The following is a 17,078-nucleotide window of genomic DNA, read 5'->3' as shown; positions in this document are numbered from 1 at the left end:
ACCCCTTTAGTTTCTTTGAAAGTCCTATTGTTCTTGATACTCTGTTCTCATCCTGCCTTGAATCTAGGTTCTGTCTTCCAGCAAACTATCTTAATTTTTAAATTTATCCTTTAAGTGAGCATAAAATTCCTGCTCTTTCCCGTTAGTCTTTCTAAGTAGCCTTTCCACAATCAGTTCAGGAGTGCTTCTCGCCACACGGTTGTATACAGGGTTTCGGTTTACAATCAGTTCCAGGCTGGAGTCAAGCCCATCAGCCTCTATTCCGTCGACCCTGATATCTGTCCCTGTGTTTTCAAGGATAAGTTCCGAAAGATGGGAAACAAAAACTCCAAGACTCTCTTCACTCCGGATAAGATATTCAAGAATCCCTGCTATAATCCGGGCTGAAGCTCCGGGTTCGGTGATAGACTCCAGTTCGTCGGCAAGGACAAGTTTTCCAGAGGATTCGGAAAGCACGGAGAATTGTTTAAGGGTAGTTTCAAAAGCTCCTGCATCAAGGGTTCCTTTTGATTTTCCGAAGTAATAGAATTCTTCTACAGGCCCCAGTTCAAGTTTTCTTGCAGGAACTGGAAAGCCCATATGTCCCAGAATCACGCACTGGGCAAGCAGTTCGAGCAGGGAGGTTTTCCCTCCGGAATTTACTCCGCTCAAAAGCGCAACTCTATTTTCCAGACCTTCAGGAGATAAACTTGTTTTTCCGACGGAGTAACTTACAGGATCGATTTCCCCATATCTGGCTTTCAGAAATAGATTTTCTCCAGCTTCAAAACCAATTCCAGCTTCAGAAACAGTTACCGGCATATTCAGCCGGAATTTTGCGGCAAAGCAGGCTATGGAAAAACCCAGGTCAAAGTCAAGAACTTCCCTCACGAGCCTTTCTACAGGCTGGCGTAAAGTTGAAAGGGCTTTTGCAAGTTCCCTTTTACGGGAAAGCCTTGTTTTTTCAAGGGACATATTCAGTTTTTGCCTGAAAAGCTGCAACTGAGCCTGTTCTGCTCGAAGAGGATAGGAGATTTCATCGGGAAATAGAGAATCCAGCATCAGTTTTTCCTGTTTCTGAAAGTCGAGTTTCTCTGAGAGCTCTTCTTTTACGGCTTCGATTTCGCCCTTATAAATTTTTTGCAGCTCTTTTGCGAGCAGGTCTTTGATTTCAATTCCCCCACTCACAATCTTGATCAGTTCCTGCCCGCTAAGAGTAAGGGAACTGGATTCAAGTGTCAGGTTCATGCGCTGGTTAGCCCCATTCAGGGCTGAAGTCAGTACAGAATCTAGATTTTCCAGAGCAGCTTCAACTCTGTCAATTTCAGGGTCAAATCCCTCGACAGGTTTTCCATCCCCTCCAACTTTTAGAAGAGTAGTTTTAAGGGTTTCAAGCTCCCCGTCTGAAAGCTCTTCAAAGAAACTGAAACCGGATGTCCGCAGAGTTGATGCTATATTAAGGCAGGCAAGGATGCAGTCCATATTTTTCGCGAAGAAAGCCAGCTCTGCTTCAGGCAGGATCTGCCAGAACTCAGCTTTTAAGGGATCCTGGAAAAGTTCAGGCTCAAGCCCTTCAGGAAGGTCAAAACTGAGATATGTGTCATCAAAAACAATAACACTCGAGTACCCTCCTGCAAGGTCTACAAACTCGGAAAAGTCTTCCACAGCCTGAACAGACAGGAATGTCTGGAACCTTTCCCTGGCTGCATCCAGAGTTTTCCGGTCGCCTGAAATAATAATCCTGTCTCGCACCCTCAAATTTCCAGGTACAGGCTTGAGTTTCTTTACCTTTGAAAGGAGATTGAGAAACTCCGTATTCGCAGAGAGAATGTTTGCCAGTTCCAGATATTCCGCTACAAAAGCCCGCCTCTCTTCAATAAGGTCCATACGGGATGCAGGAAATGGATAAAAGAGGTCCATCCTGTCCCTGGCATGTGAGGTATGAGCAAAAGTTTTTATGAGCTCAAGAAGGCGGGAGTACAGGTCAAGGGCTTCTTTTGTCTTCAGAAAATCGGAAATTGCACACCCTTCAGCCCTGCCTCTGGCATCCCTGGCCAGGGAAAGAGCAAATGTATGGCTGACACCATTTACCTCGGAAAGCGAAGCTATATCACCTTCAAGGATTGCCTGGAGAGCAGCATCCTCGCTCCCGAAGTGCTCGACAAGCCTGCCGGCTACTCGCTCACCTATTCCGTTAAGTTCCCGTAGACCTGAGAGTTGCTGAAAAGCTGCCATATTCAAAACACTTTAAACGAATCAGTTGAGTTCAGGGGTAAAACCCTATTTTTATCTTTTTATTTAAGCAAAAGAGAAAGTTCTTTTTCAAGATAGGGCTGCATGGAAGCCGTATATCCGTGTGTTTCATCAGTAGTATTGTACATTGCCTTTGGCTCTTTTGCGAGGGCAAAAGTCCTGAGTGCCTGTTCATGAGATATTACGGTATCATTAAAGGAGTGGATCATAACAAGCTTTGAAGGCGGAAGCGCATTGAGGTAAGTGTCAGGGTCAATTGAACAATAGAGCCGATAAGCTTCAGAGTCGGCAATTTGTGAAGGATCGAGCTCTTCTGTGCCGTCCCCAGATGTGCTTATCCCTATAACCCCTTTAAGAGAAGGTTCAAGGGCACAGGCGATAATCGCAAACCTGCCTCCGTTACTTTCCCCGAGGACTGCAAGCCTTTCCGGGTCGATTTCAGGCTGAGCAGAAAGCACATCAGCGGCTTTGAGAACATCATAGATCATAATGTATTCGACAGGGTCAAGACCAGCTTTGAAATGTTCAAGGTCTCTTTCTATATTTATTGCGCCCTGGTTTCGCTGGTCAAGAGTAAGGGTTGCATACCCCATTTTTGAAAGTTCTGAAGCCAGCCCCTGTTCCCCTTCTTTACTTACCCCTGCACCCGGAAGCAGGATTATTCCCGGAGAAGGAGAAGAAGTGTCTGCAGGAATCCTGAGCAAAGCTTCGACTTTATCGCCTCCGCTTTCAAAAGAGACCAGTTTCAAAATATCCGGACTTTCAGGCGAATAAAAGTCTTTAATTTCCTGAAGTGTAAATACAGGTTCTCCTCTTTCTGAAAAAGATAAAATTCCTGCTTCTGAAAGCTCCCAGGGAAGATTCCCATCTGTGGAATTGGAAGGATTATAAAGTACCCCGAAGACACCCACAACTATCATGAGAAAACCCAGAAGAAAAATTGCGGGTTTAAAAGTTCTGGCGCCAGAAGACGATCTTTTCGTTTTTCCAATTACTTTTTTTCCAGAACCATTCTTGCTCAAGAGAACCCTGCCAGAAAAAAGCAATTACGGCCAGAAGCCGTTTACAGCACTTAAGAATATTACTGCTATGCCCACAAGAGCACCTGCGATCAGCACTGTTTTGGGCTGGATGTGAATTGCATTTTTGTCAGCTTCGTAGTAGCGCATGAGCCCTGCGGAAGACTGAAGTCCGGAACCTGATTTTTTAGCCATGAGTAAGACACCTGTATGAATGCAATGTAATGCTAATTAGTTAATTGTTACGTTTTAATTGGAAGATTTAGCTTACTGGAGATTTAACTCCATATATTAATTTTAATATCATATTCGCTTTATCTGGATTCTCTGTAATTTTTAAGCATCCTCACTGTAATAATTTTGAACTGCTCATTTAGATAGTAAATTTTGAACTGCTCATTTAGATAGTAAATTTTGAACTGCTTATTTAGATAGTACCAGATAGTACCAGAGAATTTATAGTTTTCATATAATTTACAGTTCTCATATATAAATCATGCAGAGCAAGATCGTGCCCGTTTCCGGGATAGTTCTGTATATTATAAAAGCAAGCCTCCAATTTCAGGATATCAAAATCAGATACCAGAAACAGAGACCTGAGGACTCTCAGACGAGAACCTCATCTAGCAGGATAGGCGGATAAAATACACCTCTTTCTGTGATCAATGCGGTCACATTTTCCATGGGAGTTGCATCAAAAGCAGGGTTATAAACAGGAACGTCTTCAGGGGCAAGCTGCTGGCAACCTGCAAACCGCAGTTCATCAGGATTTCGCATTTCAACCTCTATGCTCCCTTCCCAGCCTTCAAAATCAAAAGTAGAGACCGGAGCTGCCACATAAAAGGGGATTTCATGTTCTCTCGCAAGGATAGAATGCGTGTAAGTCCCTATCTTGTTAAACACAACATCCTGGGTTATCCGGTCAGCCCCAACAAGCACACTGTTTACAAGCCCCTGGCGCATTGCCCAGCCAGCCATGGAATCCGCAATAAGGGTTACAGGGATTTTATCCTGCATGAGCTCCCAGGTAGTGATCCTGCTTCCCTGGTTCAGAGGTCTTGTTTCACAGGCAAGGACTTTAATCTCTTTGCCTTCAGCAATAGCCGAACGTACCACTCCGAGGGCTGTGCCCCAATCAACGCAGGCAAGCCTCCCAGCATTGCAGTGTGTAAGTACGGTATCCCCGTCTTTCAGGAGTTTTGCTCCGTATTTACCTATCAGCTTATTTGTTTCGATATCTTCTTCTGCAATATACCTGGCTTCCTGAAGAGCAATATCGCGTATGCCCCGGAAATCAAATGCATCAGAAATTGCATTTAAAACTCTGTCCACACCCCATGCCAGGTTCACGGCTGTAGGGCGAGTGGATTTAAGGGCTTTTGCCGCAATCTTAAGGTCTTTTGTCATGGATTCGATATCTTTTGCCCCACTCAGGTAAGCTGCCAGGGCAATTCCGAAACCTCCTGCAGCACCCAGCGCTGGTGCGCCCCTGATCCTGAGAGACTGTATAGCCTCACATAAAGAACTCAGGGTTTTGCATTCTATTACTTTATATTCTTGCGGGAGTAAGGTCTGGTCTACCAGAACCACAGAATTGGACTCTTCATTCCAGTCAATTGTCCTCATTAAAATCACTTTCCGATGTAAACACCAGCTTCTGCCGGAGAATTTACAGACTTCCTTTTCAAGCCACCCATCAGATAAAAACTTATTCGGTATCCTTTTTCATGCCAGAGTTTTTTCCAGAAATTTATCTGCCAGCCAGTTCAGAAGCCAAAATAAAAGGTTCAAATTAAAGGACATCTGCCCCCATATAAAAAGAATAAATAATCGGTAGTTTGAACGCCTGAGATAAGATTAATATTTTTTATTTTAATTTAAGCTAGGCAAATTTTGAAGTACGATTTAGATATATATAAATAAGCATAATAATTCATTCACAAAGAGCAAAGTTAGATATAATAGATTTATAAAGTAACAGTACAAATAAGGGAAGATTTTAAATTTATAGCTGAGATACAGGAAGATTTGTAATTTCAGGAATTATATTTCATAATTTCAGAGACCTTGAATCCGTAAATCTCTGAATATACATTCTGGGAGTTTAAAATCTGTCTTTACATTCAATTTATGGTTTATGAGAGTCAGGGTATTCATCGGAGAGTAAGCGCTTATGACAAAAATAAAAATAGCAATTGCAGGAATCGGGAACTGTGCAAGCTCTTTGATACAGGGCATCGAGTACTATAAAACCGAAGATAAAGATCCCATAGGGCTAATGCATCGGGAACTCGGAGGGTACAGGCCCGGCGATATCAAAGTTGTTGCCGCCTTTGACATTGATGCCAGGAAGGTGGGAAAGGATGTATCAGAGGCGATATTTGCCCCCCCGAACTGCACAGCGGTTTTTTGTCCTGATGTCCCCCTCACAGGTGTGAAAGTAAAAATGGGCAGGGCACTTGACGGAGTCTCTGACCATATGAAGAACTACGGGGAGAATTATACATTTATTGTCAGCAAGGAACCTGAAGCCACAAAAACAGATATTGTTAAGGAACTGAAGGATTCGGGCGCAGATATGCTCCTCAATTACCTCCCTGTCGGCTCCGAAGAAGCTGTACGTTTTTATGCCGAGTGTGCACTTGAAGCAGGGGTGGCTTTTATCAATAATATGCCTGTTTTTATTGCAAGCAATCCTGAATGGGCGAAACGGTTTGAAGAAAAGAATATCCCCATTATAGGCGATGATATAAAAGCCCAGCTTGGAGCGACCATCACTCACAGGGTTCTTGCAGACCTGTTTGAAAAACGCGGTGTAAAGCTCGAAAGGACTTATCAGCTGAATACCGGAGGAAACACTGATTTCCTAAATATGCTTAACAGGAGCAGGCTTGCTTCCAAACGTGAATCAAAGACCGAAGCTGTCCAATCTGTCCTTTCACATAAACTCGAAGACGAAAATATCCATATAGGCCCAAGCGACTATGTTGCCTGGCAGAAAGATAACAAGGTTTGTTTCCTCAGGATGGAGGGCAAACTCTTCGGGGATGTGCCCATGAACCTTGAACTCAGGCTTTCAGTGGAAGATTCGCCTAACTCCGCAGGTGTAGTTATTGACGCTATCCGCTGCTGCAAGCTTGCCCTTGACCGCGGGATAGGAGGAGTACTGTACTCCCCGTCTTCCTACTTCATGAAACATCCGGCTATCCAGTACCCTGATGATGTGGCGTATCTCAGGACTGAAGAGTTTATAGCCGGCACCAGAGAACGTTAACCCGGCGGGAAAAACCCTTAAGGAGAGAAGTTACTGCAAAAACAGTGATGCCAGAATCCCGGATTTTTCCGGGAGCTTTACGTTTTTCTGTTATGAGATATTTTTTTAACGAATCCCTTCTGCTGTAATTGTAAATTCCGCACTTGAGCCTTCAGGTCGGGAGCGGTGTTTGTAAAGAACGGCACGCCTTGTACCCTCGCCCGTTTTTTCCAGCCGGATAATCGTTTTTGAGATATGCTCAAGGGAACTTCCTCCCAGCGGGCGCACTCCTCCTCCGACAACATCCGAATATACCTGATTTGTTATAAGTGCGGCAAAACCATGTTTTCGGGCAAGAGCATGTAAGAACCCTATCTGGTTAGCAAGCTCTCTCCGGCTTTTTATTCCGGTCTCGTCATCCTCCAGCTCATACCTGTAATACGAAGTTGCGGAGTCCAGGACTACAAGCCCGACATTTTCGCCTGCTATCCTTTCTACCTCTCTTACGGATGAATATTGCTCTTCGAAGCTGAGAGGCTCATAGATAATTATGTTCCTGGCTATTTCCTTTGCATTTTCTCCTGCGATCTGCTTGAAACGAACAGGAGAAAGCCCTTCAGTATCGATGAAAATGACTTTCTGTCCCTGCTTTACACATTCCACTGCAAGCTGGATACAGATATTTGTTTTTCCGGTTCCTGCGGCTCCGAAAACCTGGGTTACGATTCCTCTCTCGAAACCTCCCCCCAGGAGCTCATCAAGGGGTTTACAACCGGAAGATAATAGTTTCTCTATGACGTGACACCTCTTTTTACACTTGAGAGAGGTATGAAAGACCAATGATATAATGTTTTTTTTGTAATTTTTTGTCTTTTTCTGAAAAGAGAGCTCCAGAGTATGAAAAAAGTAAAAAGAAGCAGAAAGAAATGAAAGAGAAAAATAGAAGAGAAATACGAAATCATTTATCAATATATTATAATGTGTTCAGGGAATAAAACCAGGTATTTGTTCTCCTTACCTGCAAGCATTAAAGTGCCTTTCAGGTTAGATAAAGTCTTCTACGCGTGAAAATATTCTCATAAATTAAGCATTTTTTAAAAAACAGATTCGACTAGATTTGTTATCAGATTTGATAACAAACCTGTGTCTTTGTATACAAAGTAAGACGGTTATTGTATCCAGACTTGAGGTTAAAAACCGTTATAAGTAAGATCGGGCATTTAGAATAATTACCTGGAAATAAAGATAACCTTCACTCAATAGAGTGAAAAATGATATCTAAAGGGCACTCTTTGGGAACTGCATGCCCTGTTCCGATATTGCTGACTAGTTTGGGAGAGTTATTATATAATTAATTGGGTTGGCTAAGGAATGGTACCCGTGCAGGGTTTTGTTTTGTTGCTTTGATGCGCTCTGCGCCAGCACAATCCCCCTCTGCACACCAGAAATAAAAGTAGAATGTAAGAAGAATGCATGCCAGAGGCATGTTAAATATTAAGCAAAAATGAGAAATTGTACCATAAAACAAGTAGGGGCGCAAAGTATGGCAAAAGTAATAGTTTACACAACAGAACGTTGTCCTAAATGCAATAAATTGAAGAAATTTCTGGAAGCAAATGCAGTACCTTTCGAAGTAGCAGATATGTCTACACCCGAGGCACTGACCGAGCTGCGTTTCAACGGGGTCTTTACAGTGACAGCGCCTGTTTTACAGATTAATAATGACACTTTCCTGACTCATGATGAGCTCTTCCGCGGAGACGAAGTGGACTCGGAAAAACTCCTTGGAATTGTATAACAGGTATCTGAAAATTTAAAAACAAATAAAAACTTTGCAGATTCCATCCTATCATTAACCGATTACCGAAGATGAGAAAATGACAGGCGAGATTTTCTTAACCGATGACGAATTGTCTGACAGCCAGCCAGTGCGAAAGGCACTTACCGGGCTTTCTATCTCTTCCCTCCCTAAAAATGACCAGTTATCTGACAACCAGCCCGTGCAGAAGACACTTGATGGGCTGTCTGTCTCCCCCCTCCCCAAAGTCAGGACAACAGAAGGTTTCATTCTCAACTGGGACAGGAATATCATTGTAAGCCAGCTTCTGAAAGAAACAAAATTGAGCGAGATCTTTTACAGCAAGCCCGCAATCACAAAAGAAGAAGCCATTGACATTGCAAAAGAAGCTGAAAAAATCATCCGAAAAATGAATATCAAGTTCCTATCAGGCCCTCTTATACGGGAAATAGTAAACAATATTCTGCTTGACAGGGGGCATGTGGAATGGAGAAACATAATGACAAGAGTCGGGGCATCCGTCTACGATGCTTATGAAATCGACTCAGGATACGGCTTCGGGGCAAACGACAATGCAAACCAGCTGAACAATGCCGAGACGTCCCACAAGAGAAAAGCCGATAAAATGTCCAAAGAGCAAAACCTTCTCCTGATGCCAAAAGAGCTTTCAGACCTGCACTTAAACGGCGACTTCCATATCCATGACCTTGAATACATGGGCACAAGGCCTTTCTGCCAGGACTGGGACCTTCGATACTTCTTCTACTATGGGCTCATGCCTGATGGAGTGGGCACACAGTCAAGTGTTGCAAAACCCGCAAAGAATGCAGAGGTAGCTTTCCTTCATGCGGTTAAGGCAATGGGCTCAGCTCAGACTAACTTTGCAGGCGGGCAGGGATTTTACAATTTCCTGACTTTTATTGCACCCTATCTGGAAGGCAAATCCGGGAATGAGATCAAACAGCTTATGCAGATGTTCGTTTATGAAATGATGCAGATGATGTGTGCAAGAGGCGGACAGACTGTTTTCTCCTCAGTCCAGCTTTCCCCCGGTGTCCCGAAGCTCTGGAAAAATATCCCGGTTGTTGCCATGGGCAAGGTCTGGGACGGAAAGCAGGCACCTCTCAGGACATACGGCGAATTCGAAACAGAAGTTCGCCTCGGATTTAAGGCTCTTATGGATGTTATGCTTGAAGGAGATGCCTGGGGCAAACCTTTCAGTTTCCCCAAGCCTGAGATTTCTCTCGAACCCGACTTTATGGAAGAAGACGAAGATTTCAACAGGGATCACCCTGAACTTCCAACTTATAAAGAACTTTACAGGCTGACCTTTGAACTGGCTGCCAAATTCGGGACCCCTTACTTTGATAACCAGCTTCCCGAATACAGAGGAGCAGGAGAAGGAATTTCATGTTACCAGTGCTGTGCTTACCAGTTCTCTGCAAACCCCACCGATGATAAGGAATTTGATGACAAGCTGCACTTCAGGGATGGAAAGCACTTTTCAATGGGCTCGTGGATGGTCCTGTCTTTAAACTGCCCGAGAGCTGCATACAGGGCTGAATATGATGATGAGAAGCTGTTCACAGAACTCAAGAATCTGATGAACAGAGGTATGGAAGTCTTCAAAATCAAAAGAAAATGGATGAACAGCCTGATAAAGAAAAACAGAATTCCCTTTGCAGCTCAGTGCCCCAAAGACCCGAATAACGGGGAAAAAGGAGCAATGGCTGTGGACTTTGACAGCCTTGTATATACAATAGGGGTTGTGGGAATCAATGAGATGGTCCAGTACCATACAGGCTACCAGATACATGAGTCCCCTGTTGCGTACAAGTTTGCTATCAGGGTTATGTTCGAAATGAAGATGCATGCCCAGAAGCTTTCGAAAGAAAACGGCATGGAAATTGCCCTTGCAAGGACTCCGGCAGAAACTACAGCCCAGCGCTTTGCAGTGTCTGACCTCCTGCACAGGGAATATGCTGACAAAGCAAAGCTCACGATTAAAGGGGACCTGAAAACCGCAATGAAGGAGTTTAACGAGACCCGCGACCTGCCGATTTACTATACCAATGGTACCCATATACCGCCAGGGGCTGATGTCTCCCTGCCTGAAAGGATAAAGTATGAGCATACTTTCTTCCCGATAGTTGACGGAGGAAATATTATGCATATCTGGCTTGGAGAAGGAAAGCCCGATCCCGACGGCCTGCAGGAGCTTGCTATGCATATAGCAAAGAACACACAAACAGGTTACTTTGCCTTCACAAGGGACATGACCGTGTGCACTGATGAAGGGTATGTAGCAACCGGCCTGCTGGACAGATGCCCTAAATGCGGGTCCGGAAATGTTCAGCACCTCTCAAGAATTACTGGATATCTCCAGTCCGTAGAAGGCTGGAACAGGGGCAAGCGCCAGGAACTCAGGGACAGGAAAAGATACGGTACAAGGGAGCTCAGATGAGTTCTCCCGGCTCTTTTTTACACAAATAAGCTGGGAATATAAAAATGGGAACTGCTATGAGAGTAAATTACGCAGGTATCGTCCCTCTTTCAACCCTTGATTGGACAGGAAGGTCTGCAGTCACTATCTTTTTTCGAGGATGCCCTCTACGCTGCCCTTACTGCCAGAACCATCCGTATCTTGAGGGAACCGGACTTGTAGAACTTGAATTTGTGGAAGAAAAAATTAAAAGCTCAAAGCCTTTTGTAAGTGCAGTTGTTTTTTCGGGAGGGGAACCTCTTATGCAGGCAGGTATCGTGGACCTTGCTGAGTTTGCAAAGAATCTCGGGCTTTCCGTGGGGATTCACACAAACGGCTGCTACCCTGAAAGGGCAGCCGAACTTATCGAAAGAAAACTTGTTGACAAGTTTTTTATTGATGTAAAAGCTCCCCTCGACGATCCCGAGCTCTATGGAAAGGTTGCAGGTTATGAAAGTGGAGAAACGGACATTTCCCCTTCAAGAACGCCTGAGAAGATTACTGCAGCCGTCGCAAAAACTATTAAGACTGCAGACGCCAGCGGGCTGGAGTTTGAACTCAGAACAACCGTCTTCAGAGACTTTATAGGAGACGAGGAGGAAATTTCCCGGATTGTGACCTGGATCTCGGAAAACGTGAAAAATAAAGACGTCACCTATGTTTTGCAGCAGGGTATCCCGGAACACAGCCTTCAGGAAAATCTAAGAGATATCAGAGTTCTGGGAAGGGAAGAACTTTTTGAGCTTGGAAAAATAGCAAAGAGCCACCTGAAAAAAGTAAGAATAAGAACAAAAGAAGAAGGCGAAGAAGTTGTTTGATTTGTCGAAACCATCAAGCAGTTTTATTCAGGCTATTATCAAACAATATTCCGGGCCAAACCATTATAGTTAAAACGATAACTGGCTACTTTAGCGAAATTACGGAATGATTTGCAAAATTTACCGGAAATTGACTACTTTAGCAGAGTTTACCGGAAATTGACTACTTTAGCAGAGTTTACCGGAAATTGATTGCTTTAGCAGAATTTACTATTGAATCCTGCCGAAAAGATAACACCGGCATTTTTATTAGCATTCTGCTGGCACTTTTTAACTATTTAGTTTCTATTTTCAGGAATTTATTTAAAACTGATCAATTTTATCTTTTGTACAGTTTTATTACACTTTTTTTACAGGAAAAATTGTCCAGGAAGAAAGTCAGGAAAAACAGGTTATAGGTTCAAATTGATTTGAAGTTTACAAAAGTCTTATACATGTGGAAAATAAAAAGAAATTGATTCAACCCCTGTAAACCCCTGCTTATATCCGGGTTCCGAAGAGAGAAAGGACTGATATCCTGGAGCGTTTTCCAGAGTACATTCATTAATATTCTTGCTGTATATCCGATATATTCTTGCTGTATATTCGATAGATATCGAAAAATCCTTTACAGTTGCCACAAAATTTTTGTGTAACTTTCAGGGTTACAAAAATTAAATAAAGGAGATTGACTCAGTCAATCTTAGCCCAAAAAAGGGAAAACATCTACAAAAAAGAAATAGGAAGTAATCGCTTCTAAAAAATGACCATGAAAGAAACAAAAGTGTCTTCAATCGGAGAGCGTGCTTTAATCTCCCGCTTATCTGAGATTTTCAATGCCCCTGATGGAGAGGAAAGAAGACAGGAAGAAGTCCTTATAGGTGCCGGTTCTGATGACTGCGCTGTCCTTGACCTGAAAGGTGAAGACTACCTGGTTGTTACTACTGACATGCTGCACATGACCACAGATTTTCCTGAAGGGATGACCCCCTGGCAGATGGGCTGGATGTCTGCAGCCGTAAACCTGAGCGATATAGCTGCCATGGGTGCAGAGCCCACAGGGCTGGTAATGGCAATAGGCATGCCTTCGGATACCGAAATCGTTTTTGTCGAAGAGCTTGCAAAAGGAATACAGGCATGTGCCGCGTTCTGCGGGACTTCTGTTATAGGAGGCGACCTTGATACCCATGCCGAGCTGACAATTACAGGGACAGCCCTGGGAAGAGTTAAAAAAAGTCAGCTCCTCCTTCGAAAAGGGGCAAAACCCGGAGACCTTGTCTGTGTTACGGGATATGCAGGATCAGCCGGAGCTGCCCTTAAAGCGGTCCAGTTAAAAAAACCGGTGAGTAAAAACGTCCTGAAAGCTCTTTTTGAACCGATCCCACGTACAAGGGAAGCTAAACAGCTTGCTGAGTCGGGCGCGGTCACGTCCATGATGGACACGAGTGACGGACTTGCTATGTCTCTTTACGACCTTTCCAAGCAGAGTAAAACAGGATTTAAAATTCGGGAAAATACCCTTCCAATTCTCCCGGAAGTCAGGAAGTTTGCCTCAGGTCCAGAAGAACTTCTGGAATTTGCACTTTATACAGGCGGAGACTTCGAACTTATTTTTACAATTAATCCGGAACGCCTAAAAAAAGTACAAAATATATGTAACTTGACTATCATAGGGGAATGCACAGAGTATGAAACTGGTATCATGCTTGAATCCCCGGAATGCAGGCTGACAGCTATAAAACAGCTGGGATACCAGCAGCTAAAAGCCGAAACGGCTGATTAGCTTTCCTGAATAACTGACGTTAATCCCCCCATATATTAAAAGCCTGAAATGAAAGAAAAAATTAAGAAATAAAGACTGGAAGGCTTATACTACCATAAAAATAGACAGAACTTCAGGCTGAATTGACTGATTAATAATTATATAATTTATGCACAAGGTTCAGAAGGATAGAATATGAAAAAAGATGGTCTACAAATATTTACAGCAATTCTGGTGCTGGGACTATTATTCTGTGGGACTGCAGGCGCAGTTCCGATTGTAATAGGAGAGATTACCCCCTCACAGAATTCTACTGTTACAGGGACGGTGGGAGCAACTCAAACATTCACCATTCCTTTAAACGAAACAGCCAGCGTTATATGGACTGAAAATAGCACGTCCACAACAATACCCACTGGTGACGGCAACATCGCAACTCTCAATCATGTTATCCAGACTGGCTCGTACCAGGTGACAGCTTCCATAGACGGTGCAGGGCAAATAGCATCCTGGAATGTTGAAAGTACACCAGGAGTACCGGTTATCACTTTATCTAACCCTTCGTCGTCAAGTGTCAGCGGTAATGTAGGAGAATCAAGAACATTCACTGCGACTGTAGAGCCGGCAGCCGATATGTCATGGTACCTTAATGGAAATTTCCTTTACACAAATGCGTCTGTTGTTGAGTCTTCATATACAAACAGTTCTGCAGTAGCAGGCACATACACACTTGAAGTAAGAGCACAGAACTCTAATGGAGCTGCAGAACCAAAATCCTGGACATGGACAGTAGGTTCTTCAACAAATGGGGTTCCTGTAGAGGTCAATCCTGCAGAAGGAAAAGTTGAAGTATCTCAGGGAGAGACCAGGAATTTCTATGTTAATTCCACAAACAGCCAGAACATAAAAGTGGAATGGTTTGTCAATGATGAAACATCGTCCAGGAAAACTCAAGACGGTGTGACCTCATCGTTATATGAATTCAAGGAGAGCAATTCAGGCTCCTATACACTTAAAGCAGTGGTCACTGATCCCAGCGGCAATTATGATGCAGTGACAAAGACATGGAACGTAACAGTCCAGTCCAAATATTATTCAAGCGGGAACAGGATCTGGGATGAAGGCCTTGGGTTATCCAGAACATATACCTGGAATGCCCAGAGTTATTCGGGCTTCTATTACGACCTTGCTTCCGGAGTGTCTTCTGAAGAGATGACCATCAAGGATATAGGCAGAAATATAGATTCCGGAAACATCGAGTACATTACAAGGCCTACTGAAACCGACTTTGAGTACAAAGGCTGGGGTTCATACCAGATAATAGGGTTCATGGCAGAGAAATACTTTGCAGGCTACAATGATAACACTACAATTGAAAGTGTGGACGATGTAAGCCTGATATCAGATGGTGTACTTGCCAAGATCCTGATTGACAGCGATGACAAAGCGTCCGCATATTCAGGAGATTCCTTTGAACTTGAAGATGGATATGCACTGAACATTGTTGAAGTCGATGTTAATGGTAATAGTGTCTGGGTCCAGCTTGAAAAGGATGGAGATGTGGTAGATGACAATTTCATTTCCTCCGGTCAGGACTATGTTTATGAAACCGAAGTCGGAGAGGCAGAAGACGTACCAGTAATCATAATCCATTTCGGCACGGTTTTCGCAGGCACAGAGACCTCTGCTGTCTTCATACAGGGTATCTTCCAGGTATCTGACACTTATGTGGAGCTTGCAAGTGGAGATTCCTTCGGGGAAATGGAAGTGACCTCCCTCAGCAGCAATGAAATAAAAATGAAAAATGAGGACGATATAAGCCTTGACAAAGGTGACACAATCGACCTTATGGGCAAGATACAGATTCAGGTAGCTGACGACAGTACATTGCGCTTTGCCCCGATACTTGACACCTCTGAAGAAGGAATTTATGAACTGCGCGGGACTGTTTATGATAAGGATGTCGATGGAGACTCCCTTCCAACCTGGACCCCCCTTAACTTTGAAGGCTTTTACTACAGCATAGATGAGGGAATAGGAACCGAACAGCTGGAAATTAAAGAGTTGAAGGACAGGACTATTCCAGATGGAGCACTGGTCTACACATCCAAACCTCAGCCCGTTCAATTTGAACACAAATCCTGGGGCAATTTCACAGTTGTAGGTTTCATGGCAAAGAAATACTTTGCAGGATACCCCGAGGGTGCCGTTGGAGGAAAAATTGACGATGTGAGCCTTCTTTCGGACAGTGTCCTTTCAGAAGTCCTTACAGACAGCGATGATAAACGGTCCATGTACTCAGGAGACTCCTTTGAACTTGAAGAAGGCTATTCACTGAACATCCTGGAAGTGGACATTAATGGAAATAGCGTCTGGGTCCAGCTTGAAAAGGATGGAGATGTAGTAGATGACGATTTCATCACTTCAGGAGCTGACTACGTCTACGAAACTGAACTGGGAGAAGCAGAAGATATACCCGTAATCATTGTCCATTTCGGCACGGTTTTTGCAGGCACAGAGACCTCTGCTGTCTTCATAGAGGGAATCTTCCAGATCTCGGATGAGTACATCGAAATTAACAGTGGAGACACCTTCGATGAGATGGAGATCACCAGTGTCTCGTCAGACAGCATCACAATGAAGAATGAAGATAGCATCGGGCTTGGTGAAGACGAAACAGTCGATGTTATGGGTGATGTCAAGTTCAAGACAGCTGACGACAAAACTCTCAGGTTCTACCCCTTCGTTGAGGTTGAGACTGAAAGTAACTCCAGCAGAGAACTTAAGATCAACCTGCCTGGTGAAGTCATAATAGGCGATACCATCAATATCGAAGTAACTGCAGCTGATAATCCAATTGAAGGCATTACAGTAAAGGTCAATACAACCAGCCTGGGCAAGACAAATGCAGATGGAATTGTCGAGTACACAGCTGAAGAAGAAGGAACCTTCAAGATCACCGCAGAGAAAGATGGGTATACTACAGCAAACAAGAACATGAAAGTTATTCCTCCGAAAGAGAAAATGAGCCTCAATATCACTCCTGAAACGGTATATGTGGGAGACACAATCACAATAGAGGCCTTAAGGACAGTAGGAGGAAACCCGATTGAGAATGTAAATATCTCTATAGACGGCACTGCTGCTGGAAAGACCGGCTCTGACGGAAAGTTCACATATGCTACAGAAGAAGTCGGTAAACTCAAGATAAGTGCTACCGCAGAGGGCTTCCTTGAAAAAAGCGTTGATGTTGACGTAAAAGACTATGAAGCTATCTTCAAGTTCTCCAACCTGGTGGTCGACCCGATAGAGGTCAGAGCCGGAAAGGAAGCAAAGATCACTGTTGACGCCACAAACGAAGGTAATGCTGCAGGGGAATATAATGTGGAATTGTTTGTTAACGACACCTCGGTTGATTCCCAGCAGATTGCTCTTGATGTGGGAGAAAGCATAACATTAACCTTCGAACACAGCGAAGAAACTCCAGGCGAGTATAGCGTAAAAATAGCGGATCAGGAAACTACCTATACGGTAAAAGAAAAGTCTTCTGCTCTGCTTTACGTCCTGCTAGGTATTATCCTGCTACTGGTCGGCGGGATAGCATACATGTTTACCAAGGGAGGCTGGACTGTGGCAACTCTCCAGGCCAAGGTAGACGAACTCGTTAAATCAGCAAACCTGAAAAAATGAAACGATAAAAAGCAGAGAAAAGTCCAGATAAAAAAAAGTTTAAAT

The 17,078-nt window shown here is 43.8% G+C and carries 11 protein-coding genes; 6 read left to right on the top strand and 5 right to left on the bottom strand.

Annotated features, from left to right (window positions below):
* Window positions 1–90 precede the first annotated feature (90 nt).
* From M886_RS04270 to M886_RS04255, 4 genes are all read right to left on the bottom strand, one after another.
* Window positions 91–2,214: an endonuclease MutS2 gene (locus M886_RS04270; RefSeq protein WP_048050711.1), complete on the bottom strand. Its 2,124-nt coding sequence runs from the start codon at window positions 2,212–2,214 to the stop codon at window positions 91–93.
* Window positions 2,215–2,273: 59 nt separating this feature from the next.
* Window positions 2,274–3,254, bottom strand: coding sequence for an alpha/beta hydrolase (locus tag M886_RS04265; RefSeq protein WP_235203867.1), 981 nt, complete (start codon window positions 3,252–3,254; stop codon window positions 2,274–2,276).
* 24 nt (window positions 3,255–3,278) lie between these two features.
* Window positions 3,279–3,446 (bottom strand): preprotein translocase subunit Sec61beta, encoded by a 168-nt coding sequence (locus M886_RS04260; RefSeq protein WP_011033318.1) that lies wholly within the window; start codon window positions 3,444–3,446, stop codon window positions 3,279–3,281.
* A 411-nt stretch (window positions 3,447–3,857) separates the two neighbouring features.
* Window positions 3,858–4,877: an S-methyl-5-thioribose-1-phosphate isomerase gene (locus M886_RS04255; protein WP_048050709.1), complete on the bottom strand. Its 1,020-nt coding sequence runs from the start codon at window positions 4,875–4,877 to the stop codon at window positions 3,858–3,860.
* Window positions 4,878–5,424: 547 nt separating this feature from the next.
* Here M886_RS04255 and M886_RS04250 point away from each other — a divergent pair.
* On the top strand, window positions 5,425–6,525 hold the full coding sequence (locus M886_RS04250; protein ID WP_011033316.1) for an inositol-3-phosphate synthase: 1,101 nt from the start codon (window positions 5,425–5,427) through the stop codon (window positions 6,523–6,525).
* A gap of 105 nt (window positions 6,526–6,630) precedes the next feature.
* Here M886_RS04250 and radB read toward each other — a convergent pair whose 3' ends face one another.
* Window positions 6,631–7,344 carry a DNA repair and recombination protein RadB gene (radB, locus tag M886_RS04245; RefSeq protein ID WP_048037707.1) on the bottom strand — a complete coding sequence of 238 codons (714 nt, stop codon included), beginning with the start codon at window positions 7,342–7,344 and terminating at the stop codon, window positions 6,631–6,633.
* Between the two features lie 703 nt (window positions 7,345–8,047).
* Between radB and M886_RS04240 the strand changes: the two genes are divergently transcribed.
* The 5 genes from M886_RS04240 (at window position 8,048) to M886_RS04215 (ending at window position 17,033) form a co-directional block, all read left to right on the top strand.
* On the top strand, window positions 8,048–8,302 hold the full coding sequence (locus M886_RS04240; RefSeq protein ID WP_011033314.1) for a glutaredoxin family protein: 255 nt from the start codon (window positions 8,048–8,050) through the stop codon (window positions 8,300–8,302).
* A 79-nt stretch (window positions 8,303–8,381) separates the two neighbouring features.
* On the top strand, window positions 8,382–10,766 hold the full coding sequence (nrdD, locus tag M886_RS04235) for an anaerobic ribonucleoside-triphosphate reductase (protein ID WP_048050708.1): 2,385 nt from the start codon (window positions 8,382–8,384) through the stop codon (window positions 10,764–10,766).
* Window positions 10,767–10,810: 44 nt separating this feature from the next.
* A complete protein-coding gene (locus tag M886_RS04230; protein ID WP_048044558.1) occupies window positions 10,811–11,602 on the top strand; it encodes an anaerobic ribonucleoside-triphosphate reductase activating protein in 792 nt (263 codons plus the stop codon).
* A 748-nt stretch (window positions 11,603–12,350) separates the two neighbouring features.
* Window positions 12,351–13,364 carry a thiamine-phosphate kinase gene (gene thiL / locus M886_RS04220; RefSeq protein ID WP_048051636.1) on the top strand — a complete coding sequence of 338 codons (1,014 nt, stop codon included), beginning with the start codon at window positions 12,351–12,353 and terminating at the stop codon, window positions 13,362–13,364.
* Window positions 13,365–13,538: 174 nt separating this feature from the next.
* Window positions 13,539–17,033 carry an S-layer protein domain-containing protein gene (locus tag M886_RS04215; RefSeq protein ID WP_048050706.1) on the top strand — a complete coding sequence of 1,165 codons (3,495 nt, stop codon included), beginning with the start codon at window positions 13,539–13,541 and terminating at the stop codon, window positions 17,031–17,033.
* The last annotated feature ends 45 nt before the right edge of the window (window positions 17,034–17,078 follow it).

The organism is Methanosarcina soligelidi (genome assembly GCF_000744315.1).
Classification (GTDB): Archaea; Halobacteriota; Methanosarcinia; order Methanosarcinales; family Methanosarcinaceae; genus Methanosarcina; species Methanosarcina mazei.
This window is presented reverse-complemented; position numbering and strand designations above follow the sequence as displayed.

Coding starts and splice junctions, on each gene's coding strand:
- M886_RS04270 (WP_048050711.1), bottom strand. CDS start 2,214: ATGGCAGCTTTTCAGCAACTCTCAGGTCTACGGGAACTTAACGGAATA.
- M886_RS04260 (WP_011033318.1), bottom strand. CDS start 3,446: ATGGCTAAAAAATCAGGTTCCGGACTTCAGTCTTCCGCAGGGCTCATG.
- M886_RS04255 (WP_048050709.1), bottom strand. CDS start 4,877: ATGAGGACAATTGACTGGAATGAAGAGTCCAATTCTGTGGTTCTGGTA.
- M886_RS04250 (WP_011033316.1), top strand. CDS start 5,425: ATGACAAAAATAAAAATAGCAATTGCAGGAATCGGGAACTGTGCAAGC.
- M886_RS04240 (WP_011033314.1), top strand. CDS start 8,048: ATGGCAAAAGTAATAGTTTACACAACAGAACGTTGTCCTAAATGCAAT.
- nrdD (WP_048050708.1), top strand. CDS start 8,382: ATGACAGGCGAGATTTTCTTAACCGATGACGAATTGTCTGACAGCCAG.
- M886_RS04230 (WP_048044558.1), top strand. CDS start 10,811: ATGGGAACTGCTATGAGAGTAAATTACGCAGGTATCGTCCCTCTTTCA.
- thiL (WP_048051636.1), top strand. CDS start 12,351: ATGAAAGAAACAAAAGTGTCTTCAATCGGAGAGCGTGCTTTAATCTCC.
- M886_RS04215 (WP_048050706.1), top strand. CDS start 13,539: ATGAAAAAAGATGGTCTACAAATATTTACAGCAATTCTGGTGCTGGGA.